28 protein-coding genes are annotated in these 26770 nt (G+C 68.2%); 12 read left to right on the top strand and 16 right to left on the bottom strand.

Annotated elements, in window-relative coordinates; translation table 11 throughout:
• The first annotated feature begins 11 nt into the window (after nt 1-11).
• A complete protein-coding gene (locus tag BLT64_RS11795; protein WP_011746752.1) occupies nt 12-311 on the top strand; it encodes an HU family DNA-binding protein in 300 nt (99 codons plus the stop codon).
• A 144-nt stretch (nt 312-455) separates the two neighbouring features.
• Nucleotides 456-1376 (top strand): DMT family transporter, encoded by a 921-nt coding sequence (locus tag BLT64_RS11790; RefSeq protein WP_011746753.1) that lies wholly within the window; start codon nt 456-458, stop codon nt 1374-1376.
• On the opposite strand, the gene BLT64_RS11785 is transcribed toward BLT64_RS11790, so the two are convergent.
• The gene (locus BLT64_RS11785) at nt 1331-1924 is read right to left on the bottom strand and encodes a glutathione S-transferase family protein (protein WP_011746754.1); all 594 of its coding nucleotides are present in this window, start codon (nt 1922-1924) and stop codon (nt 1331-1333) included. The genes BLT64_RS11790 and BLT64_RS11785 overlap by 46 nt on opposite strands.
• 60 nt (nt 1925-1984) lie before the next feature.
• Between BLT64_RS11785 and BLT64_RS11780 the strand changes: the two genes are divergently transcribed.
• Nucleotides 1985-2686, top strand: a complete 702-nt coding sequence (locus BLT64_RS11780) for a helix-turn-helix transcriptional regulator (RefSeq protein ID WP_011746755.1) — start codon at nt 1985-1987, stop codon at nt 2684-2686.
• Here BLT64_RS11780 and BLT64_RS11775 read toward each other — a convergent pair.
• Nucleotides 2664-4085, bottom strand: coding sequence for an aminotransferase class V-fold PLP-dependent enzyme (locus BLT64_RS11775; RefSeq protein WP_011746756.1), 1422 nt, complete (start codon nt 4083-4085; stop codon nt 2664-2666). The two genes, BLT64_RS11780 and BLT64_RS11775, sit on opposite strands and share 23 nt — an antisense overlap.
• Nucleotides 4086-4158: 73 nt before the next feature.
• Between BLT64_RS11775 and BLT64_RS11770 the strand changes: the two genes are divergently transcribed.
• From BLT64_RS11770 to pdeM, 5 genes are read left to right on the top strand one after another with little or no spacing between them, the layout of a single operon-like run.
• Entirely contained in the window at nt 4159-4632 is a 474-nt protein-coding gene (locus BLT64_RS11770; protein WP_011746757.1) for an Lrp/AsnC family transcriptional regulator, read from the top strand.
• A gap of 30 nt (nt 4633-4662) precedes the next feature.
• A complete protein-coding gene (locus BLT64_RS11765; protein WP_011746758.1) occupies nt 4663-5652 on the top strand; it encodes a ligase-associated DNA damage response exonuclease in 990 nt (329 codons plus the stop codon).
• Complete coding sequence (locus tag BLT64_RS11760) at nt 5649-7193, top strand: cisplatin damage response ATP-dependent DNA ligase (protein WP_011746759.1); 1545 nt, start codon at nt 5649-5651, stop codon at nt 7191-7193. The genes BLT64_RS11765 and BLT64_RS11760 overlap by 4 nt, the downstream gene beginning before the upstream one ends.
• Nucleotides 7190-9625 carry a ligase-associated DNA damage response DEXH box helicase gene (locus tag BLT64_RS11755; protein WP_011746760.1) on the top strand — a complete coding sequence of 812 codons (2436 nt, stop codon included), beginning with the start codon at nt 7190-7192 and terminating at the stop codon, nt 9623-9625. Before BLT64_RS11760 ends, BLT64_RS11755 begins: the two co-directional genes overlap by 4 nt.
• Nucleotides 9622-10278: a ligase-associated DNA damage response endonuclease PdeM gene (gene pdeM / locus BLT64_RS11750; RefSeq protein ID WP_011746761.1), complete on the top strand. Its 657-nt coding sequence runs from the start codon at nt 9622-9624 to the stop codon at nt 10276-10278. The genes BLT64_RS11755 and pdeM overlap by 4 nt, the downstream gene beginning before the upstream one ends.
• Nucleotides 10279-10339: 61 nt before the next feature.
• Here the strand turns inward: pdeM and BLT64_RS11745 are convergent, their stop codons facing one another.
• From BLT64_RS11745 to BLT64_RS11695, 11 genes are all read right to left on the bottom strand, one after another.
• Nucleotides 10340-11107 carry an outer membrane protein gene (locus tag BLT64_RS11745; RefSeq protein WP_011746762.1) on the bottom strand — a complete coding sequence of 256 codons (768 nt, stop codon included), beginning with the start codon at nt 11105-11107 and terminating at the stop codon, nt 10340-10342.
• 211 nt (nt 11108-11318) lie between these two features.
• Entirely contained in the window at nt 11319-13757 is a 2439-nt protein-coding gene (gene gyrB, locus BLT64_RS11740) for a DNA topoisomerase (ATP-hydrolyzing) subunit B (RefSeq protein ID WP_011746763.1), read from the bottom strand.
• A 186-nt stretch (nt 13758-13943) separates the two neighbouring features.
• On the bottom strand, nt 13944-14279 hold the full coding sequence (locus BLT64_RS11735) for a DUF1491 family protein (RefSeq protein WP_011746764.1): 336 nt from the start codon (nt 14277-14279) through the stop codon (nt 13944-13946).
• The gene (gene era / locus BLT64_RS11730; RefSeq protein ID WP_011746765.1) at nt 14272-15183 is read right to left on the bottom strand and encodes a GTPase Era; all 912 of its coding nucleotides are present in this window, start codon (nt 15181-15183) and stop codon (nt 14272-14274) included. The genes BLT64_RS11735 and era overlap by 8 nt, the downstream gene beginning before the upstream one ends.
• Nucleotides 15180-15869, bottom strand: coding sequence for a ribonuclease III (gene rnc / locus BLT64_RS11725; RefSeq protein ID WP_041529742.1), 690 nt, complete (start codon nt 15867-15869; stop codon nt 15180-15182). The genes era and rnc overlap by 4 nt, the downstream gene beginning before the upstream one ends.
• Nucleotides 15870-15913: 44 nt before the next feature.
• Nucleotides 15914-16705, bottom strand: coding sequence for a signal peptidase I (lepB, locus tag BLT64_RS11720; protein WP_011746767.1), 792 nt, complete (start codon nt 16703-16705; stop codon nt 15914-15916).
• Between the two features lie 59 nt (nt 16706-16764).
• The gene (gene acpS / locus BLT64_RS11715; protein WP_011746768.1) at nt 16765-17184 is read right to left on the bottom strand and encodes a holo-ACP synthase; all 420 of its coding nucleotides are present in this window, start codon (nt 17182-17184) and stop codon (nt 16765-16767) included.
• A gap of 48 nt (nt 17185-17232) precedes the next feature.
• A complete protein-coding gene (locus BLT64_RS11710; RefSeq protein ID WP_011746769.1) occupies nt 17233-17967 on the bottom strand; it encodes a pyridoxine 5'-phosphate synthase in 735 nt (244 codons plus the stop codon).
• A gap of 30 nt (nt 17968-17997) precedes the next feature.
• Nucleotides 17998-18819, bottom strand: a complete 822-nt coding sequence (locus BLT64_RS11705; RefSeq protein ID WP_011746770.1) for a 4-(cytidine 5'-diphospho)-2-C-methyl-D-erythritol kinase — start codon at nt 18817-18819, stop codon at nt 17998-18000.
• Nucleotides 18820-18822: 3 nt separating this feature from the next.
• Nucleotides 18823-20652: a tetratricopeptide repeat protein gene (locus BLT64_RS11700; RefSeq protein WP_041529743.1), complete on the bottom strand. Its 1830-nt coding sequence runs from the start codon at nt 20650-20652 to the stop codon at nt 18823-18825.
• Between the two features lie 95 nt (nt 20653-20747).
• The gene (locus BLT64_RS11695) at nt 20748-22394 is read right to left on the bottom strand and encodes an electron transfer flavoprotein-ubiquinone oxidoreductase (protein ID WP_011746772.1); all 1647 of its coding nucleotides are present in this window, start codon (nt 22392-22394) and stop codon (nt 20748-20750) included.
• 276 nt (nt 22395-22670) lie between these two features.
• On the opposite strand from BLT64_RS11695, the gene greA reads away from it, so the two are divergent.
• The gene (gene greA / locus BLT64_RS11690; protein ID WP_011746773.1) at nt 22671-23141 is read left to right on the top strand and encodes a transcription elongation factor GreA; all 471 of its coding nucleotides are present in this window, start codon (nt 22671-22673) and stop codon (nt 23139-23141) included.
• A gap of 17 nt (nt 23142-23158) precedes the next feature.
• Entirely contained in the window at nt 23159-24106 is a 948-nt protein-coding gene (locus BLT64_RS11685; RefSeq protein WP_011746774.1) for a hypothetical protein, read from the top strand.
• On the opposite strand, the gene BLT64_RS11680 is transcribed toward BLT64_RS11685, so the two are convergent.
• Nucleotides 24103-24690 carry a GNAT family N-acetyltransferase gene (locus BLT64_RS11680; RefSeq protein WP_011746775.1) on the bottom strand — a complete coding sequence of 196 codons (588 nt, stop codon included), beginning with the start codon at nt 24688-24690 and terminating at the stop codon, nt 24103-24105. The genes BLT64_RS11685 and BLT64_RS11680 overlap by 4 nt on opposite strands.
• A gap of 105 nt (nt 24691-24795) precedes the next feature.
• On the opposite strand from BLT64_RS11680, the gene BLT64_RS11675 reads away from it, so the two are divergent.
• Nucleotides 24796-25572 (top strand): AzlC family ABC transporter permease, encoded by a 777-nt coding sequence (locus BLT64_RS11675; RefSeq protein ID WP_011746776.1) that lies wholly within the window; start codon nt 24796-24798, stop codon nt 25570-25572.
• Complete coding sequence (locus BLT64_RS11670; RefSeq protein WP_011746777.1) at nt 25569-25901, top strand: AzlD domain-containing protein; 333 nt, start codon at nt 25569-25571, stop codon at nt 25899-25901. The genes BLT64_RS11675 and BLT64_RS11670 overlap by 4 nt, the downstream gene beginning before the upstream one ends.
• Here the strand turns inward: BLT64_RS11670 and BLT64_RS11665 are convergent.
• Nucleotides 25886-26533 carry a hypothetical protein gene (locus BLT64_RS11665; protein WP_011746778.1) on the bottom strand — a complete coding sequence of 216 codons (648 nt, stop codon included), beginning with the start codon at nt 26531-26533 and terminating at the stop codon, nt 25886-25888. The genes BLT64_RS11670 and BLT64_RS11665 overlap by 16 nt on opposite strands.
• A 23-nt stretch (nt 26534-26556) precedes the next feature.
• Complete coding sequence (locus BLT64_RS11660) at nt 26557-26709, bottom strand: aa3-type cytochrome c oxidase subunit IV (protein ID WP_041529744.1); 153 nt, start codon at nt 26707-26709, stop codon at nt 26557-26559.
• Between the last annotated feature and the right edge of the window lie 61 nt (nt 26710-26770).

The raw sequence follows: 26770 nt of genomic DNA, 5'->3' as shown, positions 1-26770 counted from the left end.
GGAGACAGAAAATGGCCCAGGCCGCTTCGAAACCGATGACCAAGACCCAGCTCGTCGCCACGCTGGCCGATGAAATGGGCAGCGACAAGAAGACCGCCGCCGCGGCTCTGGACGCGCTTTCGGCCGTCGTGTCGCGCACGGTCGCCGAAGGTGGCGCCCTCACCCTGCCGGGCATCGGCAAGGTCGCGTGCCGCACCCGCCCCGAGCGTCAGGTCCGCAATCCGCAAACCCAGGAGATGATGACGAAGCCCGCCGACAAGGTGGTCAAGGTCACCATCGCCAAGGCGCTGAAGGACAGCGTGAACGCCTGATCCCGGCTTTCGCCGCACAAGGGGCCGCGCATGACCTGCGCGGCTTCTCTCGTTTCGGGCCCCCGATCCGGCCCCCGATCCAGTTCCGGCCCTTGCGCCCGCCGGCCCATCTGCTAGCCCATGGGTGAAGGGCAGGGGGGCGACATGGATTTCAGGGCCATTCTGATGGGTTTCGGCTTTGCGGTCCTTTGGGCCTCGGCCTTCACCTCGACGCGCATGATCGTCCTGGCCGCCCCGCCGCTGACCGCGCTGGTCATCCGTTTCGGCCTGTCCGCCCTGGTGGCGATTCCGCTGGCCCGAGCGATGGGCCAGAGTTGGCGACTCAACAGGACCGAATGGCGCACGGTGATCCTGTTCGGCCTGTGCCAGAACGCGCTTTACCTGGGCTTCAGCTGGGTCGCCATGCAATATGTCGAGGCCTCTGTCTCGGCCATCATCGCCTCGATGATGCCGCTTGTCGTCGCCTTCCTGGGCTGGCTGCTTTATGGCGAGCGGCTGCGCCCCATCGCTGTGGCCGGGCTGGTCGCGGGCGTTGCCGGCGTCACGCTGATCATGGGGGTGCGGCTTCAGCACGGGCTGGACGTGCCGGGGGTGATCCTGTGCCTGATCGGCATGGTGGCGCTGACCTTTGCCACGCTGGCGGCGCGCGGGGCGGGCGGCAGCCGCAACATGATGATGCTCGTCGGCTTGCAGATGGCGGTCGGCGCCGCCCTGCTGCTGATCCCGGCCGTGCTGATGGAATGGGGTCGCCCGGTGGAATGGAGCGCGGGCCTGGTCTGGGCCTTTGCCTATACGGTGATCGCGCCCGGCATCGGCGCGACCTGGTTGTGGTTCCGGCTGGTCAACCGCATCGGCGCGGTGCGGGCGGCGACCTTTCATTTCCTGTCGCCGATCTTCGGCGTCGGCATCGCCGCGGCCCTGCTGGGCGAACGGTTCGGCGTCTCGGACGTGATCGGCGCGCTGATCGTGGCGGCGGGCATCCTGATGGTGCAACTGGCCAAGCTGCCTGCCGCGGCGCCTCAGCCGTCGATCCCTGCCGCCCGCGCCATCGAGGGTCGGGACTGAATCCGCCGCGCCCATTCGTCGATGGCGGCGGTTCGCGGCATGCCTTCGCCGAAGAACAGGAAAGGGCTGGCGATCAGCAGGTCCGCGGCCGAGAGGCGGTTGCCCAGCAGCCAGCTCTGCTTGCCCAGCACCTCGTCCAGCCGCTGGATCACGGTGTCGTAGTCGCGAAAGGTCGCCTCCAGCGCCGGATGCTCGATCTTGAAGAAATTCAGGATCGCCACCGGCTCCAGCACCCCCTGATACCAGCTGAGCCAGCTTAGATACTGGCCGCGCCCCGGATCGCCCGGCAGCGGACCCAGCCCCGCCTCGGGGAACATGTCGGTCAGGTAAAGCATGATGGCGCCGCGTTCGCGCACATGATCCGCGCCATTGACCAGATAGGGCACCTTGCCTTCGGGATGCGGGTTGGCCGGATCGCGCCCGCCCGAGCCGTCCTGGCGCGGGATGGTGACCCGGCGGATCTCGATCTTGTCGAGGATGCCCAATTCGTCCAGCAGGACGAGGATGCTCGACGAGCGGCTTTTAGGGGCGTGATAAAGGGTCAGCATCTTGGCCTCCTGTGTTGACCGGGGCAGAATGGCGCAGGCCCCCTGACAGAAGGTGACAGCATGTCCCGCACCGACCGGCTGATGCGCCTGATGGATGCGTTGCGCCGCCTGCCCGCGCCGGTGACGGCCGCGCGGCTGGCCGAAGAGACCGGCGTCTCGCGCCGCCAGCTTTACCGCGACATCGCCACGCTGCGCGCTGGCGGCGCGCTGATCGACGGCGAGGCGGGGCTGGGCTATGCGCTGACCGAGGATCCGGCGCTGCCGCCGCAAAGCTTTTCGCGGCTGGAGATCGAGGCGCTGCTGCTGGCTATTTCGGGGCTGCGCACGCTGGGCGATCCCGAACTGACCCGCGCGGGCGAGGATGCGCTGGCCCGCATCATCGCCACCCTGCCGGAAAGCCAGGGCCGCCATGCCATGCACACCACCATGCGGCTGTTTCGCGCGCCGGCGCAGCGTCCCAGCCCGCAGGTGGACATGGCGCTGCTGCGCGCGGCCCTGTGGGAAGAGCGCAGCCTGGTCATCGATTATCTCGACCTGCACGACGCCGCCACGACGCGCGAGATCTGGCCGCTGGGCCTCAGCTACAGCGACAATCACATGATGCTGCTGGCGCATTGCAAGCTGCGCGAGGATTTCCGCACCTTCCATGTGCCGCGCATCCGGGCCATGCGTCCCGGCGGCACCAGCTTTCGCCCGCGCCGCGTGGCCCTGGTGCGGGAATATATCTCGCGTCCCTGCGCTACTCGGCCGCAATCGGGGTAAAGATCGCGGTCGCCCGGTCGCAGCGGTAATGCGCCAGATGATCGGCCGCCTGATCGGCCAGGTCGCAGACGGCATCCAGGATCGCCTCGATTTCTGTGCGCGGCGCCGCCCAGCACAGGTTCAGCCGCACGAAGCCTGGCTTCTCGATCTCGTCCCCCGCCAGGATGGCGGCGCGCAGCCGGGCCGAATCCTCGGCCTCCAGCCCAAGCAGGTGATGGACGTAAGGCCCGGCGCAGGCGCAGCCGCCCCGCGCCTGCACGCCGTAAAGGTCCGACAGCATCCGCGTGGCGAGTTGCTGGTGGATGTATCCGCCCTGCCCGTCGCGGATGCGGAAGCTGAAGAAGGGCAGGCGCGGCGCATCCAGATTGCCCAGCAGCTCGATGCGCGGATGGTGGCGCAGCCGCGCCATCCCCAGCGCCAGCCATTCGGCATTCCGCGCGTCGATGGCGTCCTGACCCACGGCGGCCTTGGTCAGAAAGACCAGCGCGGCGCGGATGTCGCCGATCACGTTCGGGGTGCCGCCCTCTTCCCGCGCCTCCAGCGACTGGGCATAGTCGTGGCTCTTGGGCGAGACGAAGCGCACCGTGCCGCCGCCGGGCAGGGTGGGGCGGTCGGCCACCACCGCGTCGCGGCGCAGGACGGTGATGCCCGAGGCGCCCGGCCCGCCGATGAACTTGTGCGGCGAGATCACCACCGCATCCATGCCCAGCCGCATGTCGATGGGCAGGTAAGGCGCGCCGCCGGCATGGTCCCAGATCACCTTGGCCCCCGCCGCCTTGAGGATGCGCGTGACCGCCGCGACATCGGTCAACGTGCCGGTCACGTTCGAGGCGGCCGAGAAACTGCCGATCACGGGACCCTCGGCCCGCGCCAGCGCCGCGCGCAAAGCCGCCAAGTCAGGCCCGCCGGTCGCGGTTTCGGGGATCGTCACCATCTCGGCGCCGCTTTCGCGCCAGGGCAGGATGTTCGAGTGATGCTCATAGGGGCCCAGCAGCACCGTGGTTCCCGGCCCGGCGGCCATCAGATGCACCAGCCGGTTGATGCCCTGCGTCGCCCCCGAGCCGGTAAAGATCACCGCATGCTCGGCGCCGGCATGGGTGCACAACCCTATCGCTTCGCGCGCCGCGCGGCGCATCCGGGTCATCGTGCCGCCGCAATGGCTGGCCTCGGTATGGCTGTTGGCATACCAGGGCAGGACGTTTTCCATCACCCATTCCTCGATGGGCCGCAATGCCCGGCCCGAGGCGATGTAATCGGCATAGATCATCCGGCGCGGCCCGAAGGGTCCGTCGATCACCGCATCGCGGCCGATCACGCCGTCATGGATCACCTGCATCGGATCGTCGCCCAGCCGGGCAAGATAGTTGTCGAAAGGCGGCATCGGGTTCCTCATCTTCATGCGTGCATCTTGACCCGCATCCAGCGAGGAATCATTCTGAATATCCACGATTATTCGGATTATTGGTTGTCAAATGAACGACAAGATCTTTTCAATCGATGAAATCGACAACCGCCTGTTGTCGCTGTTGCAACGCGATGCCAGCCTGTCGCAGCGCGAGCTGGCCGAGCGGGTGGGCCTGTCGCAGAATGCCTGCTGGCGGCGGTTGCAGCGGTTGACCGAGGCCGGCGTGCTGCAAGGCAGCCGCGCGGTCATCGATGCGGCTGCGTTGGGGCTGGGGCTGACGGTCTTTGTCATGATCCGCACCCGGCATCACGACGACGCCTGGGCGCGGCGCTTTCGCGCCCGCATCGAATCGCTGCCGCAGATCACCGAGTTCCACCGCATCGGCGGCGAATGGGATTACATGGCCAAGGCGGTGGTGGGTGGCATGGCGGGCTATGACGCGCTCTACAAGCGCCTGATCGCCGACATGGATCTGGAACGCGTGACCGGCGTTTTCTCGATGGAGACGATCTTCGAGGGCCGGCCGCTGGCGCCGGCTTGATTTTCACGAAATGTTCTACATCTTCGGATCATGCGCGCCGATTCCATCCTGTTCCCGACCGAGGCCGGTCTTTTCTGCCCCGAGGGCGGCTTTCACATCGACCCGCTGAAGCCGGTCGAGCGCGCGCTGATCACGCATGGCCATTCCGACCATGCCCGCTTTGGCCATGGCGCGGTCATGGCCACTGCCGAGACGCTGGAGATCATGCGGCTGCGCATGGGCGACGGCTTTGCCGGTGCGACGCAGGTGGCCGATGGCGAGATGCGCATCGGCGGCGTCACCGTCGGCTTTCACCCGGCCGGACATGTGCTGGGGTCAAGCCAGATCGCTGTCGAGGCCGGGGGCCGGCGTATCGTCGTCTCGGGCGATTATGCGCGCCAGCCGAACCCGACCTGCGCGCCGTTCCAGCCGGTGCCCTGCGACGTCTTCGTGACCGAGGCGACCTTTGGCCTGCCGGTGTTCCGTTTTCCCGACCCGACGACGCAGGTGGTGAAGCTGCTCTCCAGCATGGCCGAGTTTCCCGACCGCCCGCATCTGATCGGCGCCTATGCGCTGGGCAAGGCGCAGCATGTCATCGCGCTGATGCGCGAGGCCGGCTATGACGCGCCCATTGCCATCCATGGCGCACTGAAGGTGCTGTGCGATTTCTATGCGGCCCGCGGTGTCGAGCTGGGCGAGTTGGTGCCGGCGACCGCCGAGGATGTCGCGGCGCAACTGGTGATCGCGCCGCCATCGGCCTTTGCCAGCCCCTGGGTGCAGCGGTTCCGCGACCCGGTGATCGGCTTTGCCTCGGGCTGGATGGCGGTGCGGGCGCGGGCGCGGCAGCGCGGGGTCGAGCTGCCCCTGGTCATCAGCGACCACGTCGATTGGCCGGCGCTGACCGGCACGCTGGCGGAACTGGCGCCATCCGAGGTCTGGGTCACTCATGGCGCCGAGGACGGCGTGATCCGCTGGTGCGAACTGGCGCAGATCCCCGCCCGGCCGCTGCGGCTGGTGGGTTACGAGGACGAGGCGGAATGAAAGCCTTTGCCGCCCTTCTGGAACGGCTGGCCTTCACGCCGGCGCGTAATGCCAAGCTGCAGCTTTTGCAGCACTATCTGGAGCGCACGCCCGACCCGGATCGCGGCTGGGCGCTGGCCGCGCTGACCGGCGATCTGGAGTTGCGCAGGGTCACGCCCTCGCTTTTGCGGGGGCTGGCGGCCGAGCGGGTGGATGGCGAGCTTCTGGCGCTGAGCTACGATTTCGTCGGCGATCTGGCCGAAACCATTGCGCTGCTCTGGCCCGAGGGGGCCGAGGACGACCCATCGCTGTCCCAGGCGGTCGCGCTGTTGCAGGGGACCGGCAAGGCGGCGCTGCCCGGCGCCATCGCCGGCATGCTGGACCGGCTGGGCCCGTCCGAGCGGTTGGCCTTTCTGAAGCTTGCCACCGGAAACCTGCGCATCGGCGTTTCTGCCCGCATGGCGCGGACGGCGCTGGCGGGGATGGGCGTGCCCTCGGTCCCCGAGATCGAGGAGATCTGGCACGGGCTCGCGCCGCCCTATGCGCCGCTGTTCGGCTGGCTGGGCGGCGGGGCGCGGCCGGAAAGCGCGGCGCTGGCGCCGTTCCGGCCGGTGATGCTGTCCACGCCGACCGACCTGGACGAGCTGCGCGCGCTGGACCCCGGCGATTACCTTGCGGAATGGAAATGGGACGGCATCCGCGTGCAGGCGGTCAGCGAAGGCGGCATGCGGCGGCTGTATTCCCGCACGGGCGAGGATATCTCGCACGCCTTTCCCGACGTGATCGAGGCGATGGATTTCGACGGCACCGCCGATGGCGAGCTGATCGTGCGGCGCGAGGGCGAGGTGGCGCCCTTCGGCGACCTGCAAAAGCGGCTGAACCGCAAGACCGTCGGCAAGGGGCTGCTTGCCAGCCATCCGGCGGGACTGCGGCTTTACGACCTGCTGCTGTGGGACGGCCGCGACCTGCGCGCCGAGCCGTTGGGCGCCCGCCGCACCGTGCTGGAAGCCGTGGATTTCGGGCCGCGGATCGACATCTCGCCCCTGCTGGACTTTGCCACATGGGAGGATCTGGCCGCGCTGCGCGCCGAACCGCCCGCCGCCGTCATCGAGGGGGTGATGATCAAGCGGCGCGACAGCGCCTATGTCGCCGGCCGGCCGCGCGGGCCATGGTTCAAGTGGAAGCGCGATCCGATGGTGGTCGATGCGGTGCTGATCTATGCGCAGCGCGGGCATGGCAAACGCTCGGGCTTTCATTCCGACTTCACCTTTGGCCTGTGGGATGGCGGCGAACTGGTGCCGGTGGGCAAGGCCTATTTCGGCTTTACAGATGCCGAACTGCGCGAGCTGGACCGCTTCGTGCGCCAGAATACCGTCGAGCGTTACGGACCTGTCCGGGCGCTGGCGCCGAAACTGGTGGTCGAGGTGGCCTTCGAGGGCTTGAACCGCTCGACCCGGCACCGTTCGGGCGTGGCCATGCGCTTTCCCCGCATCAGCCGTATCCGCTGGGACAAGCCTGCCGCTGAGGCCGATCGTCTTGAAACACTTGAGGCGATGCTGTGATCCTGCCGCCCGAGTTCCAGGACTGGTTCGTGCGGCAGGGCTGGCAGCCGCATCCGCATCAGCTGGCCCTGCTGGCGGCCGAGGGCGACAGCCTGCTGATCGCGCCGACCGGCGGCGGCAAGACGCTGGCGGGGTTTCTGCCCTCGCTGGTGGACCTGGCGCGGGTGGGGCGGTCGCAAGATGGGTATTTGGAAAATGGAAAAGGCGCCAGGACGGGGCTGCATACGCTTTACGTCTCGCCGTTGAAGGCGTTGACGGCGGATATCGGCCGCAACCTGGCCCGGCCGGTGGCCGAGCTGGGGTTGGAGATTCGGGTCGAGGACCGGACCGGCGACACCGGGCAAGGCCAGCGCCGCCGCCAGCGCGTCGATCCGCCCGAGATCCTGCTGACGACGCCGGAAAGCCTGGCCCTGATGCTGAGCTATCCCGAGGCGCCGGCGATCTTTGGCGGCTTGCGCCGGGTGGTGCTGGACGAATTGCACGCGCTGGCGGAAAGCAAGCGCGGCGACCAGTTGATGCTGGGGCTGGCCCGGCTGCGGCGGCTGGCGCCCGGGTTGCGGGTGACGGGGCTGTCGGCGACGGTCGAGGATCCGCAGGCTTTGGCGGGGTTCATGGCGGGTGCTGCTCTGGTTACCGTGGTCGAGGCCGATCCCGGCCCCGATCCCGACATCGCCATGCTGCCCACCGCCAAGCCTGCGCCATGGTCCGGCGGCGGCGGGCATTACGCCATCCCCGAGGTGCTGGAGGCGGTGAAAGGCGCGCGCACGACGATCATCTTCATCAACACCCGCGCGCAGGCCGAGCTGTTCTTCCAGGCGCTGTGGGCCGAGAATGACGAGAACCTGCCCATCGGCCTGCATCACGGCAGCCTGGCGCGCGAGCAGCGGGCGCGGGTCGAGGCGGCGATGGCGGCAGGCGAACTGCGCGCCGTGGTGGCGACCGGCAGCCTGGACCTGGGCATTGACTGGGGCGCCGTCGATCTGGTGATCCAGGTCGGCGCGCCCAAGAACGTCAAGCGGCTGGTCCAGCGTATCGGCCGGGCGAACCATCGCTATAACGCTCCGTCCAGGGCGCGGATCGTGCCGGCGAACCGTTTCGAGCAGATCGAATGCGTGGCCGCTCTGGAGGCGGTGCGGGAGCGCGACCTGGACGGCGATCGGCGCGGGCCGGGGCCGCTGGACGTGCTATGCCAGCATATCGGGCTGACTGCCTGCGCCGCGCCCTTCGATGCCGATGCGCTTTTTGCCGAGGTCGTTACCGCCGGCCCCTATCGTGGGCTGAGCCGGGCGGATTTCGATGCCTGCCTGGATTTCGCCGCGACCGGGGGCTATGCGCTACGCGCCTATGACCGCTGGCAGCGGCTGGTGCTGCGGGCTGGGCTGTGGCAGCTGCGCGACCCGCGGGCGGCGAAGCTGTTGCGCATGAATGTCGGCACCATCGTCGAGGCCGAGATGATGAAGGTCCGGCTGCGCGGCCGCGGCGGTGCGCCTTTGGGCGAGGTCGAGGAGGCATTCGCCGCCAGCCTGACCCACGGCGACAGCTTCCTGATCGGCGGCCGGGTCGTGCGCATGGATGCGATGCGCGAGATGGTGATCGAGGTCACGCCCGACCCGACCCGACAGCCCAAGATCGCGGTCTATTCCGGCGTCAAGCTGGCCATGTCAACGCAGCTTTCCCATCGCGTGCTGGCGCTGATCGGCGATCCGGCGCGGCACGGCGCCTTGCCGGCGCAGACGCGGGAATGGCTGGATTTGCAGGCCCAGGTCTCGGCCCTGCCGGAACCGGGGCTGTTGCTGTCGGAAAGCTTTCCCCATGCGGGCCTGTGGCATTTCGCGCTTTACGGCTTTGCCGGCCGCAATGCCTTGCAGACGCTGGGCCTGCTGCTGACCCGCGAGATGGAGGACGAGGGGCTGGGGCCTCTGGGTTTCCTGTCCACCGATTACGCGCTGCTGGTCTGGTCGCTGGACGCGGTGCGCGATCCCGCGCCGCTGTTGGACCGGGCGCGGCTGCGGGCGGGCCTGGGCGACTGGTTGGGCGAGAATGCGGTGATGAAGCGCACCTTCCGCAATGTCGCCACCGTCGCCGGGCTGACCCAGCGCAACATGCCGGGGCAGCGAAAAACCGGGCGGCAGGCGACCTTTTCCAGCGACATTCTCTATGACACGCTGCGCAAATACGATCCCGGCCACCTGATGCTGCGCATCACCGCCGAGGAGGCGGGGCGGGGCCTTGTCGATTTCGGCCGGATCGAGGAGATGCTGGACCGCTCGCCCCGGCGCGAGCATCGGATGCTGGAGCGGGTCTCGCCCATGGCCGCGCCCCTGCTGCTGGAGGTCGGCCGGGTGCCGATCCGCGGCGAGGGGCGCGAGCGGCTGGCGCAGATCGAGGCCGAGGCGCTGATGGCCGAGGCCGGGCTGGAAGGGATCGCATGAACGGATATGGCTTCGATTTCCACGGCTTGCGTTTCGAGGCGCGGGCCTCGGGTGCACTGTGGTGGCCGGAAGGCGCGGCGCTGATCGTCGCCGACCTGCATCTGGGCAAGTCCGAGCGCATGGCCCGGCGCGGCGGTCCCCTGTTGCCGCCCTATGAGGGGCTGGCGACCCTGGAGCGGTTGGCGGGTGAGATCGCGGCGCTCGATCCGCAAGCGGTGGTCAGTCTGGGTGACGGCTTTGACGACATGGCGGCGACCGAGGCGCTGGACCCGCAGGTCGCCGGCGCCTTGCGGCGGCTGGCGCGGGGGCGGGACTGGATCTGGATCGGCGGCAACCATGATCCCGGCGCGCCTGCCGGCCTGCCGGGGCGGGCGGCGGACAGCCTGCCGCTGGGCCGCGTCACCTTGCGGCACGAGGCGGCGGAGGGGCCGGATGTCTCGGGGCATTTCCATCCCGTCGTGCGGCTGGCCGGAGAACGCCGCCGCGCCTTTCTGCTGGGCCGCGATCACCTGCTGCTGCCGGCTTTCGGTGCCTATACCGGCGGGCTTTCGCATGACGATCCGGCGCTGGCGGCGCTGGTGCCGCAGGGGCTGGCGATCGCCTGCGGCGCCCGCGCTATTGCCCTGCCGCTGGGTCGGCGCCGCCGGTCGTGACGAAAAAGGGCCGCCCAAGGCGACCCCTTTCCGTTCGTGGAGCCGGCTCAACCGTCCGGGGTCAGAACTTGAAGTTCAGGCCGAGTTTCACGTTGTGGTAATCAGGAGTGGCCTGGGTCGAGACCCCTCCGTCAACCTGGAAAGTCCGGGTGGTCTTGCCGAAGTTGGCATATTCATATTCGCCCGTCACCGACATGCGGTCGCTGAGCTTTCTCTCGACGCCAAGGCCGACGATATAGCCATTGCTCTTGAAGTCCCGGCTCTCGCTCATCGAGCCGCCGCTGCCATCGGTGCCCGCAACCTTGTATTCGACGTCGGCGCGCGCGATGCCGGCGATGCCGTAAAGCAGAAGATCGGGACGCAGCGCATAGCCGGTCTTCAGGCGCAGTGCGAGGACGTTCCTGATCTTCGACGAGACATCGGTCGAGCCGCCAAGTTGATTGTCGAAGGTGATCGTGTCCTTGATATTGCCCGCCTCGAAGCCGAGTTCGGGGCCGAAGACCCAGCGATCCCTTTGCCAGCGATAACCCACATGCAGGCCCGCATTGGCGCCGCCAAGCTCAAGTTTCCCGGCATCGCCCAGATAGGTGCCCGTGTCGACTTCGGTGAATCCGACGCGGTCGTCGCCGCCAAAGGCATAGCCCAGCGTCAGGCCGGCATAGGCACCCGCCCAATCGCCGACCGGCGCGCTTTCGACGACCGGGGCCGTGACGTCGGTATCAACGACAGGGGGCGTGTATCCGCCCGCATTCGCGGCCAGAGCCGTGCCGAGGGCCAGCGAGGCCACGGCCCCAGCGGTCAGGGAAGCTTTCACAAGAACAGCGCACATATTCACAACTCCTTCATGTCGCGATACCGGCAGGGCGTGGCAGCGCCGGTATCGGAGTTGGCCGTTAGCTAGTCCTGTGGTCTGCCTGCTGCAAGAAGGCTCATGCAATGATACCATTTTGTCGCGCAATTCGCGACATGATAGCAACAAGACCCCTTGGGCTGCGCAGGGAACGGTAAGCTCTCTGGCGCAATTCGAGGGCTGGCGTGGCTCAGATATCCAGGTTTTCCACGCTCAGGGCGTTCTGCTGGATGAAGTCGCGCCGCGGCTCGACCACATCGCCCATCAGCTTGGTGAAGATGTCGTCGGCCTCGCCCAGATCCTCGACCCGCACCTGCAACATGGTCCGTGCCGCCGGGTCCAGCGTGGTCTCCCAAAGCTGCTCGGGGTTCATTTCGCCCAGGCCCTTGTAGCGCTGCAGCGACAGACCCTTTTCACCTTCCAGGAAGATGGCTTGCAGCAGGCTCATCGGGCCGTGGATCGGGATGCCGCGATCCTTGCGGATCAACTGCGCGGTCTGGCCATAGACATCGCGCAGCGCATCGGTCATCGCGCCCAGCCGCCGGCTTTCGGCGCTGCGCAGCATCGGGCCGTCCAGGGTGCGGCTTTCCTCGACCCCGCGCAGCAGGCGGGTCAGGCGAATACCGGCATCCTGCGTCGGGCGGCCGGTCCAGCCGCGCTCATATTCCTCGGCGATCATGTCGAGGCGTTGCGCCACGGCATTCGCCACCCCCTGCGCATCGGCATCGACCCGGCCCTGGACCAGTGCGCCGGCAATGGCGGCCTGCTCGGTGATATGGGGCGGATAATGCGTCGGATAGGCGCGCAGGATGCGGCGCACGACGCGCGCCTCCTCGACCACGCGGGCCAGGTCGGCGCCGGTCAGGGTCTCGCCATTGCCAAGCCGCAGGCTGGCGCCGTCGACGCCCTGTTCGATCAGGTAATCCTCGAGCGCCGCCTCGTCCTTCAGATAGACCTCGGAGCGGCCGCGGCTGACCTTGTAGAGCGGCGGCTGGGCGATATAGAGATGCCCTGCCTCGATCAGCTCCGGCATCTGCCGGAAAAAGAAGGTCAGCAGCAGCGTGCGGATATGCGCACCGTCCACGTCGGCATCGGTCATGATGACGATCTTGTGGTAGCGCAGCTTGTCCAGGTTGAACTCGTCACGCCCGATGCCGGTCCCCAGCGCGGTGATCAGCGTGCCGATCTGGTCGCTGGACAGCATCCGGTCGAACCGTGCCCGTTCCACGTTCAGGATCTTGCCGCGAAGCGGCAGCACGGCCTGGTTCTGGCGCGAACGGCCCTGCTTGGCAGAGCCACCGGCCGAGTCGCCCTCGACGATGAACAGTTCCGACAGCGCCGGGTCCTTTTCCTGGCAGTCGGCCAGCTTGCCGGGCAGGCTGGCCACGTCCATCGCGGTCTTGCGGCGTGTCAGTTCGCGGGCCTTGCGCGCCGCTTCGCGGGCCAGCGCCGCCTCGATGATCTTGCCGAGGATGGATTTCGCCTCGGCCGGGTTTTCCTCGAACCATTCGGCCAGTTTCTCGCCGATCAGTCCCTCGACTGCCGGGCGCACCTCGGACGAGACCAGCTTGTCCTTGGTCTGGCTGGAGAATTTCGGGTCCGGCACCTTTACGGACAGCACGCAGGTCAGCCCTTCGCGGGCGTCGTCGCCGGTGAAATCGACCTTTTCCTTGCGGGCCGCGCCACTGGATTGGGCGTAATTGTTGATGACGCGGGTCAGCGCGCCGCGAAAGCCGGCCAGATGCGTGCCGCCGTCGCGCTGCGGAATGTTGTTGGTAAAGGGCAGCACCGTTTCATGGTAGCTGTCGTTCCACCACATCGCCACCTCGATGCCGATGCCGTTGCGCTCGCCGGTGATGAAGATCGGCTCGGGCATGACCGGGGTTTTCGAGCGGTCGATGAACTTCACGAACTCCCGCACGCCGCCTTCATAGTAAAGCTCGGTCCGCAGCGGCTCGGCGGGGCGCTCGTCCTCCAGGATGATGCGCACGCCCGAATTCAGGAACGCCAGTTCCCGCAGCCGGTTTTCCAGCACCTTGTAGCTGTATTCGCGGTTCAGGAAGGTGCCGTCCGGCCGATCCTCCTTGGACGAGGCCAGGAAGCGCACTTCGGTGCCCTTTTCGCCCGGCTCGGCATCGCCGACCACGCGCAGGTGCTCGACCGTGTCGCCGTTCTCGAACCGGGCGTAGTGCTCCTTGCCGCCGCGCCAGATGCGCAGCTCCAGCCAGTCCGACAGCGCGTTGACGACCGAAACGCCGACGCCATGCAGGCCGCCCGAGACCTTGTAGCTGTTCTGGTCGAACTTCCCGCCGGCATGCAGCTGGGTCATGATGACCTCGGCTGCGCTGACCCCCTCGGTCGGGTGCATGTCCACCGGGATGCCGCGGCCGTTGTCGCGTACCGAGACGCTGCCATCGGCATGGATTTTCACCCGCACGAAGTCGGCATGACCGGCCAGCGCCTCGTCGATGCCGTTGTCCACGACCTCGGTGACCATGTGGTGCAGGCCCGAGCCGTCGTCGGTATCGCCGATATACATGCCGGGGCGCTTGCGCACCGCTTCCAGGCCCTTGAGAACCTTGATGGAATCGGCGCCGTAGTCGGAGGTCTGGGGGGCGGGTTCGGTCATTGTCTTCTTATCCTGCCTTGGACCCGCATCTTATAGTGTGCGCTGCACGGAATGTCACGGGAAAGCCACAATATTTAGGGGCGCGAGACCTCGCGGCGCCCGGTCGGGCCGGCGGGGCTGCGCAGGCGGCCATTTTCCGCCGCAAGGGCCCGGCTTCTTCGTTCCCCAAATACTCATTTTGCCGGTTCAGGCCAGGCCCGGCTCGTCCAGCAGGGTGCGGCCGTCCCGGCTTTCGATCTCGATCACCCACAGGTCTGGATCGCGGGCGGCGTTGCGTGCGATCTCGGCGTCGATCTCGCGTTCCCCGGCCTCGTTCAGTTGCAGCCAGAGCCGCCGGTCGGTCTCGAAATCCCATTCGCGGACCCAAAGGCTGGCGCGGCCGTCCAGCGTGGCGCATTTCACCATCACGCTGCCTGCGGTGTCGTCGCCGTGCCGGGTGACATAGGCCGGGATGTCGGCAAGGCCCAGCCGGCGCAGATAGGCCGCGACCCATATGCCTGCGGCCAGCCGCGCCTCAGGCATCGCCGTCGCGGAAGTCGAGGCCCATCTCGTTATAGCGTTCGGCCTCGTCCAGCCAGTTCTCGCGCACCTTCACCTGCAGGAACAGGTGGACGGGGCGGCCCATGAACTCGGCCAGTTCCGCGCGGGCGGCCTGGCCCACGGCCTTGATCGTCTCGCCGCCCTTGCCCAGAACGATGCCCTTGTGGCCGGGGCGGGCGACATAGACGATCTGGTCCACCCGGGCCGAGCCGTCCTTTTTCTCCTCCCAGCGCTCGGTTTCCACCGTCAGTTGATAGGGGATTTCCTCGTGCAGGCGCAGGGTCAGCTTTTCGCGGGTGATCTCGGCGGCGATCATGCGCATCGGCAGGTCGGCCACCTGGTCCTCGGGGTAGAGCCAGGGGCCCTCGGGCACCTGCCCGGCCAGCCATTCCAGCAGGTCGTCGCAGCCATGGCCCTTTTCGGCCGAGATCATGAAGGTGCGGGTAAAGTCGAAGGCGGCATTGACCTGTTGCGACAGCGCCAGCAGCGTCTCGGATTTCACCCGGTCGATCTTGTTGATGACCAGCACCACCGGGGTCGTCCCGGCATGGTCGCGCAGGTTGTCGATGATCGCCTGCGTGCCGTCGGTCAGCCCGCGATGCGCCTCGATCAGAAGCAGGATCACGTCGGCATCGGCCGCGCCCCCCCAGGCCGCCTTGACCATGCTGCGGTCGAGCCGCCGGCGTGGGCGAAAGATGCCGGGCGTATCGACGAAGACGATCTGGCTCGCGCCGCGCATGGCGATGCCGCGGATGCGGGCGCGGGTGGTCTGCACCTTATGCGTCACGATCGAGACCTTGGCCCCGACCATCCGGTTCAGCAGGGTGGACTTGCCGGCATTCGGCTCGCCGATCAGGGCGACGAAGCCCGCGCGTGTCTGGGTCATGGCGTTCTTTCGATTTGCTCCAGCATCGCGGTGGCGGCGGCCTGTTCGATGCTGCGTTTCGTGCCCTTGCCGCTGGCGCTGGCCTCGCGGCCGTCGTCCAGCCGGACGGTGATCTGGAATTCCGGTGCGTGGTCGGGGCCGGTGCGTGCGATCTGGACATAGCGCGGCGGGCTCATGCCCTGCGCCTGCGCCCATTCCTGCAATGCGGTCTTGGCGTCGCGGGCATCCGTCTCGACATTGGCCAGCCGGTCGGACCAGAGGCCCAGCACCACGCCGCGCGCGGTTTCGAAACCGGCGTCGAGATAGACGGCGGCGATCACCGCTTCCATCGCGTCCGCCAGCAGCGCCTCTTTCCGCCGTCCGCCCGACATCATCTCGGACCGGCCGAGCTTCAGTACCTCGCCCAGCCCGATCTCGCGGGCGATGGCGGCGCAGGTCTCGCCCTTGACCAGCGCGTTGTAGCGCGGCGCAAGCTGGCCCTCGGTCGCGGCGCGGTCGGCCGAGAACAGCGCCTCGGCGATGGTCAGCCCCAGCACCCGGTCGCCCAGGAACTCCAGCCGCTGGTTGTCGGGCCGTGTCGTGCTGGCGATCGAGCCATGCGTCAGCGCGCGGCGCAACAGCTCGGGGCGCGAGAACTCATGCCCCAGCCGTTCCGAGAATGCGCGCAGGTCTGCGGAAATCTTCATGTGCCGATCCTGCCACGGCGCGGGGCGCCGCGGCAATTCTTCCCTTAGTCCACGGCCTTCAGGAACCGATCCGGTCGCCAGGTCCAGAAGTAGAGCAGAGATTTGCCGGCCGAGGAGAACATGATCCTGTCCGCGCGCCCGATCAGGTATTCGGCGGGCACCATGCCGACGCCGCCGACCGCCGCGGGCCAGCGCGAGTCGCCCGAATTATCGCGGTTGTCGCCCAGGAAGAAATAGTTCCCTTCGGGCACGGTGAATTCCGCCGTGTTGTCGCCGGGGCCGTTGTCGATGATGTTCAGGACGTCATGCGCCACGCCGTTGGGCAGCGTCTCGGTATGGCGGTCCTTTTCGCAGATCCCGCCTTCCGGCACCGGCTCGTTGCGGCATTTCGGCAGGCTTTGCTGCGGACCTTGCGGGGCGTAGGGCTCGGTAAAGGTGCCGGCGGGCTGCTGCGGCACTTCCTGTCCGTTGATCCAGAGCACGCCGCCCTTCATCTGGATGCGATCGCCGGGCAGGCCGATCACCCGCTTGATGAAATCGTCGCCCCGCGTCGGATGGCGGAAGACCACGACATCCCCGCGCTCGGGCTCGGAGCCGAGGATGCGCCCCGAGATCGGGCAGAGCGCGAAGGGACAGGAGACCCGCGAATAGCCATAGGCCATCTTGTTCACGAACAGGAAATCGCCGATCAGCAGCGTGTCCTTCATGCTGCCCGAGGGGATCCAGAACGGCTGGAAGAACAGCGTGCGGAACACGCCCGCGATCACCAGCGCCCAGAAGATGGTCTTGACGGTTTCCCAGATGCCCCCATCCTTGCGGGCTTCGCTCTTGGCCATTTTATGCCATTCCCTTCATCGGCAAGTCGCGCGTTCATGGGGCGCGGGGGACGGCAAAGTCAAGCCGTGCCGGCCTGCGCATCGTCGGGAAGCGCCTCGATCACCACGAAAGCCTGGGCCCAGGGATGGTCGTCGGTCAGCGTCACATGGACATGCGCGCGATGGCCGGGCGGCGTCATCGCGGCCAGCCGCTCGGCCGCCCAGCCGGTCAGCTCCATGGTCGGCTGCCCGCCGCGCAGGTTCCTGACCGCCATGTCCTTCCAGCTGATGCCCATGGCGAGGCCGGTTCCCAGCGCCTTGGAGCAGGCCTCCTTGGCCGCCCAGCGTTTGGCCAGCGTCGCGGCCTCATGCCGGCGGCGCCCGGCCAGCGCCAGTTCCGTCTCGGTGAACACCCGCCGGCGGAAGCGGTCGCCGTGGCGTTCCAGCACCCCGGCGATGCGGTCGATGTTGCAGAGGTCCGAGCCTATGCCGAGAATCATGCGCCTGGTGGGTCCTGTGGTGACGTGGGTATTTGAGAAACGGAAAGATCAGGCGCGGGCCGCGTCCATGTTCCGCCGCATCTCGCGGATCGCCGGGCCGAGGCCGAGGAAGACCGATTCGGCGATGAGGAAATGCCCGATGTTCAACTCGCGCAACTCGGAGATGGCGGCGATCGGGCCGACCGTGTCGAAGGTCAGGCCATGGCCGGCATGGACCTCGAGCCCCAGGAGATGCGCCTGGGCTGCGCCCCTGCGCAGCGCCTCGAGTTCCAGGTCGCGTTCGGCCAGCCGGCCCTCGGTGTCGAAGTCGCAATAGGCGCCGGTATGCAGTTCCACCACCGCGGCGCCGATGCGGGCGGCGGCCTCGATCTGGTCCTGTTCGTGGCCGATGAAGAGCGAGACCCGGCAGCCCGCCTCGCGCAGCGGCGCGATGAAATCGGCGAGGAATGCCTCGTTTCCGGCCACGTCCAGCCCGCCCTCGGTCGTGCGCTCTTCGCGCTTTTCGGGAACGATGCAGACGGCATGCGGGCGGTGGCGCAGCGCGATGGCCTGCATTTCCGCCGTCGCGGCCATTTCCAGGTTCAAGGGCAGGTGCAGCGATTCCATCAGCCGGTCGATATCCCCGTCCGAGATATGGCGGCGATCCTCGCGCAGATGGGCGGTGATGCCGTCGGCGCCGGCTTCCTCGGCCAGCTTCGCGGCGCGCACCGGGTCGGGCCAGGGCGTGCCGCGGGCGTTGCGGATGGTGGCGACGTGGTCGATGTTGACGCCGAGGCGCAGCATGGTTTTCCCCTTGTGGATTTCAGCGGCAGGTTAGTGCTTTGCCGGCGCAAGTCCAGATGCGGCCACCCACCAGCCGGGATTTGTCCCGGCGATGCGGGCGCGGGCGGCCTGAGCCTCGGCCGCGCTGGCGAAAAGCCCGAAGCAGGTCGCGCCCGAGCCGGACATGCGGGCAAGCTGCGCGCCCGCGCTGCGGAGCGCAGCGAGGCAGTCGGCGATTCCCGGCATCAGGGCGATGGCCGGTGCCTCCAGGTCGTTGCGGCATTCATGCAGGAAGCCGATCAGCGCCTGCGCGTCGGGAAAATCGGGCAGCGGTTCGGGCATCGGCGGATTGTCGTGCCGCGCCAGGGCCTTGAACACCGCGGGCGTCGACAGGCCGCGGCCGGGATTGACCAGCAGCACATTGAGTTCGGGCAATGCCGGCAGCGGCGCCAGGATCTCGCCCACCCCCCGCATTCGCACCGGACGGCTGGCGAGGCAGACCGGCACGTCGGCGCCCAGAGCCTCCGGGCGCCGGGGGCTGGCGTCGAGCGCGCGCAGAACCGCCGCCGCGTCGGCCGAGCCGCCGCCGATGCCCGAGGCCACCGGCAGGTTCTTTTCCAGCGTGATCCGCGCCTCGCGTCCGGCCAGCCGTGCGGCGCGCAGGCAGAGATTGTCGGGCTCGGCCGCGAGCCCCGGCGCGAAGGGGCCGGTCAGGCTGAGCGACAGGGGGCCCGGTGCGATCGTCACCACATCGCCCAGATCCAGGAACACCACCAGCGAATCGAGCAGGTGATAGCCGTCCACGCGGCGGCCGGTCACATGCAGGGTCAGGTTCAGCTTGGCGGGCGCGGCCTCGCGCCGGTGCAGCGGCATGGTTCAGTCGGCCCTGGCGGGTTCCGGGGCGCGGACCTCGGGCAGCTTGCCGCCGTTGGCCTTTTCCTCCTCGAGCACGGCATCGAGGCCGCGTTCCAGCTTGGCGCGGATGCGGTGCACCTCGGCCTCGGTTTCCGGCTTCAGCGACAGGGCGCGGTGCCACTGGATCTCGGCCTCGCGCTTGCGGCCGACCATCCAGTAGATGTCGCCCATATGGTCGTTGACCAGCGGATCGCCCGGCATGGCCGCCACGGCGCGCTCCATCGGCGCCACGGCCTCGGGATAGCGGTCGAGGCGGAAATAGGCCCAGGCCAGCGAATCGAGGATATAGCCGTCGTCCGGGCGCAGCTCGACCGCGCGCTGGATCAGCGCCAGCGCCTCGTCCAGCTTTTCGCTGCGGTCCACGAGACTGTAGCCCAGATAGTTCAGCACTTGCGCCGAATCCGGGCGGATCTTCAGCGCGGCGCGGAAATCCGCCTCGGCCTTGGAGAACTGCCCCGACCGTTCCAGCGCAATGCCGCGGGCGTAAAGCGGGAACCAGCGCGCCTCGGGGATTTTGTCGCCGATCAGGCTCAGCGCCTTGTCATAGGCCGGGACCGCCTGGCCGAACTTGTCCTGCTGGCGCAGCATGTCGCCAAGCGCGATCCAGCCCTGGGCCAGTTCGGGATGGGCGGCGGTCAGCGCCAGCGCGGCCTTTTCGGCATCGTTCAGCCGCTCGGCGCGGGCCAGGGCGTCGATGCGCGACAGTTCGGCGACGGGCCGCATGTCGCCAAGCTCGCGCAGGGCCTCGAATTCGTGCTCGGCCAGGTCGAACTGGCCGAAGCCCTGCAGGAGCTGGGCGGACAAGAGCCGCGCCTCGCCCAGGTCGGGGGCCAGGTATTCGGCCAGCCGGGCATGGATCAGCGCCAGCGGATCGGGCTCGTCGCTTGTCGCCAGCACCGAGCCGAAGGTCAGGAATACCTGCGCCATGCCGTCGGCGGGGCCGCGCGCCGAATCGAAGGGCAGCGTCTCGCCCCGCTTCATGCGGTCGCGCAGCGCCACCAGATAGGGCTCCTCGGCAAAGCCGGGCGTCGCCTCGAGCATGGCGATGGCGTCGCGGTTGCGTTCCAGTTGCGACAGCACCTGGGCGCGGGCGATGACGCCCAGGATATGCGCGCCGGTGGCCGGATCGGCCAGCAGAAGCTCGGCGCCCTCGAAATCGCCGACCCGCGCCTTGGCGAGGGCCAGGTGGTAGTTCACCATCGGCGCTGCGCCGCGCAATTCGGCCAGCTTCTTGAACGCGGTCAGCGATTCGCCGGCCTTTCCGGCGCCCAGCAGCGCCCAGGCGCGCATCATGCCGTCGACCAGAATGCCGCCGCCGGGGGTGGCGTTGCCCCCGGGCGAGGGCGCGGAGTCGATGGCCTCGATCAGCGCGTCCCAGCGCCCGGCCCGGGCCATCTCGGCGCGCTGCACCAGCCGGGCCAGCTCGGTGGCGCGGCCCTGGTCGGACATGGTGCCGGAAAGCGCGGCGGCACGCTCCATCTCGCCGGCCGAGATCAGCGCGACCAGCGCGCTGTCTTGCAGGAAGGGGTCGCTGTCGTCATGGGCCAGCGCCTGGAGGTAATAGCGGGCGGCCACGGAATAGTCGTTCTGGATCGCGGCCATGCGCGCGGCCAGATAGGGGCCGGAGAGGCCGCGCAGGTCCGGCGCGGCATCGACCGGGCGATGCGCCGGCCGCTCGCTGTTCCCGGCGGCGGGGTCCTGGGCCTGGGCCAGCGAAGGCGCGGCCATGGCGGGCCCTTGCAGCAGCGGCAGCAGCGCGATCAGCGCCAGCGGGATCAGTCTTGTGGTCACGGCTTGGGCCCATGTCTCGGCGATTGCGCCAGCGACCCTAGCCGCCGCAGCGCCGATGGGCAACGCCGCGGCTGGCGCGGCGTGCCCGGCTGCGATCACATATTCGGGTAGTTGGGTCCGTCTCCGCCCTGGGGTGTTGTCCAGTTGATGTTCTGGCTGGGGTCCTTGATGTCGCAGGTCTTGCAATGCACGCAGTTCTGGAAGTTGATCTGGAAGCGCGGGCCGCCCTCGCCCTCCAGCACCTCGTAGACCCCGGCCGGGCAATAGCGGGTCGCCGGCTCGGCATAAAGCGGCAGGTTCACCGCGATCGGCACCGCGGGGTCCTTCAGCTTCAGGTGGCAGGGCTGGCTTTCCTCGTGATTGGTGAAGGAAAACGCCACGTTGGTCAGCCGGTCGAAGCTGAGCTTGCCGTCCGGGCGCGGATAGTCGATGGGCTGGAAATCCGCCGCCTTGCCGGTGGCCTGCGCATCCGTCTTGCCGTGCTTCCAGGTGCCCAAGGGGTTCCAGCCGGTCAGGTTCGCCACCCACATGTCGAAGCCGCCGAGCACCAGCGAAGACCACAGCCCCAGCTTCGACCACAGCGGCTTGACGTTCCTGACCGGCTTCAGGTCGCGGGCGATGGGGCCGGAACGCAGGTCGGCCTCGTAGTCCGTGAGCTCGTCGCCCTCGCGGCCCGCGGCGATGGCCTTGGCTGCCGCCTCGGCCGCGGCGATCCCCGACAGCATGGCATTGTGGTTGCCCTTGATGCGCGGCACGTTCACCAGCCCGGCCGAGCAACCGAGCAGCGCCGCCCCCGGCACGGTCAGCTTGGGGATCGACTGCCAGCCGCCCTCGGAGATGGCGCGGGCGCCGTAAGCCACGCGCTTGCCGCCTTCCAGCAGGTCCGCGACCAGCGGGTGGTGCTTGAAGCGCTGGAACTCCATGTAGGGATAGAGATAGGGATTGGCGTAGTTCAGGTGCACGACGAAGCCGACCAGCACCTGGTTGCCCTCGAGGTGATAGATGAAGCTGCCGCCGCCGGCGTTCTTGCCCAAGGGCCAGCCCATGGTGTGGGTGACGGTGCCGGGGCGGGCCTTGGCCGGGTCGATCTCCCAGATCTCCTTCATGCCGAGGCCGAATTTCTGCGGCTCATGGCCGGCCGAGAGGTCGTATTTGCCGATCAGCTCCTTGGCGAGGCTGCCCCTCACGCCCTCGGCGATCAGCACGTATTTGCCGCGCAGCTCCATGCCGGGCTCGTAGGCCGGGCCGGGGGAGCCGTCGGCATTCAGCCCCATCTCGCCGGCCACGACGCCGACGACGCGGTCGCCCTCGTAGACCAGTTGCGAGCAGGCCATGCCGGGGAAGATCTCGACTTCCAGCGCCTCGGCCTGCTCGGCGAGCCAGCGGCAGACATTGCCCATCGAGACGATGTATTTGCCGTGATTGTTCATCAGGGGCGGCATGGGCCAGTTCGGCACCCGGACCTGGCCATGCGGGCCGAGGATGTAGAAGTTGTCCTGGGTGACCTCGGTGGTGACCGGGGCGCCCCTGTCCTTCCAGTCCGGGATCAGCCGGTCGAGGCCCGAAGTGTCGAGCACCGCGCCCGAGAGGATATGCGCGCCGATCTCGGAGCCCTTCTCCAGCAGCACCACGGAAAGCTCGGGGTTCACCTGCTTCAGCCGGATCGCCGCCGACAGGCCCGCAGGCCCGCCGCCGACGATCACCACGTCGTAATCCATCGACTCGCGTTCAATTTCGGACATGGCTCGGCCCCCAACTTCCCTAGCTCGACAATCTGCGCGCAAGACCTAGCGCGTAATATTCTTTCGGGCAATCTTAACGCGACGCACGATAATCAACTTGCGACGTTTTCTCGCCGGGCTGTTGCGGATCGCTCCGGCGGGACTTGAAACAGGGGCCGGATCGCGCCACGATGCCTTTCGGATTTTCAGCGGGCGCCCCCGGCCGATGGCCGGGGGCGTTCCAACAGCTTGTTTCGTGTTGACTGGCGTCGCACCGTTGCGACCGGAAGGACTGGAATGGAAAAGATACCGATGACCCGCGCGGGCTATGATCAGCTGGACGAGGAATTGCGCGAACTGCGCTCGGTCCAGCGCCCGGCGGTGATCCGCGCCATCGCCGAGGCCCGCGAGCATGGCGATCTGTCGGAAAATGCCGAATACCATGCCGCGCGCGAAAAGCAGAGCTTCGTCGAAGGCCGCATCAAGGAACTGGAGATGATCCTGTCTCGTGCCGAGGTCATCGACCCGACCAGGCTGAACGGCAGCATCAAGTTCGGCGCCACCGTCACGCTGGTCGACGAGGACAGCGAGGAAGAACGGACCTACCAGATCGTCGGCGAGGCCGAGGCGGATCTGGAGCGCGGTCTGCTGAACATCCGCTCGCCCCTGGCCCGCGCCCTGATCGGCAAGGACGAGGGCGACAGCATCGAAGTGGTGACGCCGGGGGGCGGAAAATCCTATGAGATCATCTCGATCCGCTATGTCTGAAGATTGGGGCCCGGCGCATGGACTCGCTTGATCCGCTGCGCAGGCTGGCCGTCGAACAGGCCCGCAACCGTGCGCTGATGATCGGCGCGGCGGTCGGCTTGGCCTGGCTGGTGCTGGTCGGGCTGTTCGCGTTTTTCGGCCCCGAGGCCGAGGGGCAGGGTGCGGTGGGCTGGCCACTTTGGCTGGTCGGGGTGTTCTTGCCCCTGGCGCTGGTCTGGCTGGCGGTCTGGGCGGCGCGCAGCCTGCTGATCCTGCGGCTGGAGGCCGAGGAATTGCGCGCCATGCTGGCCCGGATGCAGGGCGAGGGCGCGGCGGCCGAGCCCATGGCCGAGCCGCGTCCGGTCGCGCCGGCGCCCGCGCCTGCCGTGCGGCGCAGCACGGTTCCGCCCGCGCCGCGCCCGGCGGCGGATGCCCGGCAGGCCACGCTGGAGCTTGATTCGCTGCCCGAGACCGAACTGACCGCCACCGAGCTGTTCCACGCGCTGAACTTTCCCGATGGGCCCGAGGATCGCGAGGCGATTCGCTGCCTGCGGCTGGCCTTGGCCGATCCGGGCATGGCCCGGCTGATCCGGGCAGCGCAGGACGTGGTCACGCTGCTGGCCGGGCAGGGCGTCTATATGGACGAGTTGGCGATGCCGCAGACCGATCCGGCATTGTGGCGCCGCTTCGCCGAGGGCGCACGCGGCGAAACCGTGGCGGCGCTGGCGGTGATTCGCGACGAGGACGCCTTGGCCAGCGCCGGCGCCATGCTGCGCAGCGACGAGGTTTTCCGCGACGTGGCCCATCACTTCCTGCGCCATTTCGACCGGCTGATGAGCCGCAAGGCGCAGGACAGCGACGCGGAACTGCTGGCCGTGCTGGCCGAGACACGCTCGGGCCGGGCCTTCACGCTGCTGGCTCAGGTGACCGGCATGCTGGGCCGCACCGGGACGGAAGCCGAAGACGAGGCGGCGGAGGCGCGCTAAAGCGCCAGCCGCAGCACATGGGCCGGTGCCGACCAGGGCCAGCCCAGCCTCTGCCGGGCCAGCGGCTGAAAGCCCATCGCCTGCCATGCCGCCATGCCGCCATGATTTCCTGCCTCGACCTCGGCGCGCAGGGCGGGGTGGCCAAGCCGGCGGGCATGGGCGGCGGCGGCCCCGATCAAGGCGCGCGCGATGCCTTGCCGGCGCCATTGCGGTTGCACGGCGATGCCGTCCAGCACCAGATCCGCCGTTTCGGCGCCCGGCCGGTAAAGCCCGGTCGCCAGATGCCGCAGCCGCCCTCGCGCTGGACCCCAGACCGCAACGAAACCCTTGGCATGGGGGGCGAGAAAGCCGCCGCCCGCGTCGCGCAGCCCGGCCATCCCGACCAGCCGCCCCGAGGGCGCCAGCGCCACCAGCGCCTGTTCGGGCCGCATGGCGGCGCGGACCAGCGCCACGCCCTGCCGCGCCGTGGCAGGCCATGGCAGGATCTGCGCCCCGAAATGCCGCCAGTACAGCGCAGCCGCCGCATCATGCAGCCGGGGCGGGATGCCGCGCTGGATACGGGGCGGGGTCTGCGGTCCGGGCATGGCGGTCCTTGTATTGGTGGGGGCCTTGTATGGAGGTTCTTGTGTCGGCCAGCGGTTTTGGCCAATGTGCCGCCAACCCTGTTCCGATCAAGAGCCGATTTCATCATGACCGCGCAAGCCGATCTTGCGGCCGATTCCTGCCTGACCCCCGAGCAAAGCCGCGCCCTTCGGCGCAAGCCGGCGCAATGCGTGCGCCACGGCTTCGTGCAGGCGTTGCCCTTCATCCTGGTGCTTCTGCCCTTTGGCATGCTGTTCGGCGTGGTGGCCACGGATGCGGGGCTGGACCTGCCGCAGATCCTGGGATTTACCGTTCTGGTGCTGGCCGGGGCATCGCAGTTCACCGCCGTGCAGTTGATGACGGATCACGCGCCGGCGCTGGTGATCATCGTCTCGGCCATCGCGGTTAATTTGCGCATGGCGATGTATTCGGCCTCGCTGGTGCCCTGGCTGGGCAGGGCAAGGCCGCGCGACCGGGCCTGGATCGCCTATGTGCTGGTCGACCAGAGCTATGCGCTGGCGATCCAGCATTATGAAAAGCACCCCCGGCTGAACCTTGAACAGCGCATCGGCTATTTCCTGGGCGCGGTGCTGGCGACCTGCCCGATCTGGCTGCTGGCGACACTGCTGGGCGTCTGGCTGGGCCAGGCCATCCCCGAGGACTGGGCGCTGGATTTCGCCATGCCGATCACCTTCCTGGCGCTGATCGCGCCGATGCTGCGCAGCCCGGCGCATCTCGCGGCGGCGCTGGTGGCGGTGGTGGGATCGCTGGTCTTTGCCTTCCTGCCCTCGGGGCTGGGACTGTTCGTGGCCGCGCCCCTGGCCATGCTGACCGGCGCCGGGGTCGAAGTGCTGATGGAACGCAGAAACGGAGCCCGCCTGTGACCGGCTATAGCGATGCGACGATCTGGCTGATCATCCTGACCGTGGCGCTGGGAACCTATGGGCTGCGCTGGTCCTTTCTTGGCGTCTTCGGCAGCCGGCCGATGCCGCTCTGGGCGCAGCGGCTGTTGCGCTATACGGCGGTGGGGGTGCTGCCGGCCATCGTGGCGCCGCTGGTGGTCTGGCCGGCGGCCACGCATGGCCAGCCCGATCCGGCGCGGATGATCGCGGCGGCGGTGGCTGTGGCGGTGGGGGTGGCGACGCGCAACGTGCTGGCGGCCATCCTCAGCGGGATGGCCACGCTTTACGCGGCGCTTTACCTCATCACGTGAAGCTGGCCGTCGCGGCCATAGCCGGTGATCGAGCCGCTTTTCTGGCGCAGCAGCACGTCGTGGTTGTTGGCCGGGTCGCCGTCCATGTGCCGGCGCGAGGTCACGCCCGGCAGGGTCAGGAACCATTCGCGCAGCTTGAGCACCGAGAACCCGGTCGGCGCGCCCTCGAAGCCCGGCACGCGGCTCAGCGCCTTGCCGGTGTTGACGGCGCAGAAGCTCTTGTTCGAGGCGCCCTGCCGCTCGACCGAGCGAATCGCGGCATCGGCAACGGACAGCGGCACCCGCACCGTGTCCTCGGCCACCCAGTAGGTCGAGCGCGCGTGGTAGTCGATGTAGAAGTTCCTGAAGTTCGGCGTGATGCCGTAAAGCACGTCGTGCCGCTCGGGGATCGCCGGATGTTCCCAGCTGCCGGCCGGGTCGTAGATCACCCGCTGGCTGCCGTTGATCATCAGCGCGGAATGCCCGCCCTCGCCGCGAGGGATGCCGATGACGCTGAACAGCGTGATCGAGGGCGGCTCGTCCGAGACATAGCGCGCGCGGCGGATCGCCTCGTCGCTGGCCCATTTGTTGTCGGCACCGCAGGCCGCAAGCGCGGCCGGCAGCGCCAGCGCAAGGAAGGCACGCCTTTGCATCTTTGGTCTTTCCCCGGTCAGGATCAGGAGTTGGCCAGGGCCAGGAACACCAGCACGGCTATGGAAAGGATGCTGACCCAGGTCGCGCCCTTGATGAAGCCGGCAAAGGTCGCCTGCTGATGACGGATGTCCATTTCGCCGTGCTTGTGATCGGTGATTTCGTGATGCGAGGCCATGATCCTGTCCGTAAACGATGCGATGCGTCGGGCGCAGGGATAACCCAAGGCGGCGGCTGTG

This window comes from Paracoccus denitrificans (assembly GCF_900100045.1).
Lineage (GTDB): Bacteria > Pseudomonadota > Alphaproteobacteria > Rhodobacterales > Rhodobacteraceae > Paracoccus > Paracoccus denitrificans.
This window is presented reverse-complemented; position numbering and strand designations above follow the sequence as displayed.